The 264-nt window shown below is 44.3% G+C and carries 1 pseudogene; it reads right to left on the bottom strand.

Going from position 1 to position 264, the window contains the following annotated elements:
* A pseudogene (locus tag CP366_RS10595) lies at positions 1 to 264 on the bottom strand (hypothetical protein); the annotation flags it as partial.

The raw sequence follows: 264 nt of genomic DNA on the forward strand, positions 1-264 counted from the left end.
CGTTGTTCTTAACTTGCTTCTTTTCATCATCAGTTAAGTGACTTGGATCCTTAACGGTTACCTTGCCGCCTGGAACAGTTGGCGTAATGTTACCAGCATCAGTTGTATCGCCCTTTTGGCCTTGAACTAATTGGTCACCTGGAATGGTGTCCTTTGAACCATCTGGGTAATTTACTGTAGCTGTTCCGTCATCACCTACTGTCACATCTGTGCCAGCTGGGAACTTATCCTTGTTTGCATTATCGACGTTGTTCTTAACTTGCT

The sequence above is a fragment of the Lactobacillus sp. UMNPBX15 genome, assembly GCF_002553785.1.
In the GTDB taxonomy this organism is placed as follows: Bacteria; Bacillota; Bacilli; order Lactobacillales; family Lactobacillaceae; genus Lactobacillus; species Lactobacillus crispatus.